General features: G+C 65.1%; 2 protein-coding genes. Both read left to right on the top strand.

Going from position 1 to position 720, the window contains the following annotated elements; all coding sequences use genetic code 11:
* Positions 1-225 (top strand): transposase (locus ACYQ8L_RS18545; RefSeq protein ID WP_459943301.1); only part of this gene is annotated, 225 nt, incomplete at its 5' end.
* Positions 174-720: IS3 family transposase (locus ACYQ8L_RS18540; protein WP_459943302.1), on the top strand; the 547-nt coding region annotated here is incomplete at its 3' end. The genes ACYQ8L_RS18545 and ACYQ8L_RS18540, both read left to right, overlap by 52 nt.

The raw sequence follows: 720 nt of genomic DNA, 5'->3' as shown, positions 1-720 counted from the left end.
AGGGAGTTCGAGCCCTCGGCCAACACCATTCGGAACTGGGTCCGGCAGGCGGATCTGGATGAAGGTCGGCGAAGCGACGGGCTGACCACCGCGGAACGAGAGGAACTGCGCCGCCTACGTCGGGAGAATCGACAACTTCGGATCGAGCGGGAGATTTTGGCAAAAGCCGCGGCCTGGTTTGCTCGGGAGACCGAGTCGATCCCCTCGAAGGGTTCGAGTTCGTAAGGGCGAATCGGGCCAAGTATCCGGTGGCCACGATGTGCCAGGTGCTGGGGGTCTCCACCAGCGGGTACTATGCGTGGCTGGAGCGGTCGGAATCGAAGCGGGCGCAGGAAGACGAGTCGTTGCGGGAGAAGATCCGCGCGATCCACCGCAAGAGTCGGGGGACGTACGGGGCTCCGCGGATCCACGCGGAACTGCGGGACCAGGGGGTTCGGGTGGGGCGCAAGCGGGTGGCCCGCCTGATGCGGGAGGCGGGGTTGGAGGGGGTAAGTCGGCGCAGGAAGGTGAAGACGACGGTTCAGGACCGGGAGGCGAAGGCCGCGCCGGACCTGGTGAATCGGAGCTTCCAGGCGAGTCGACCCAACGAGTTGTGGGTGGCGGACATTACGTACGTTCCAACGCTTTCGGGGTTTTTGTACCTGGCGGTGGTGTTGGACGCGTTCAGCCGTCGGGTGGTGGGATGGGCGATGAAGACGCACCTTCGGGCGGAGTTGGTGA

Source organism: Deferrisoma palaeochoriense (assembly GCF_054656955.1).
This window is presented reverse-complemented; position numbering and strand designations above follow the sequence as displayed.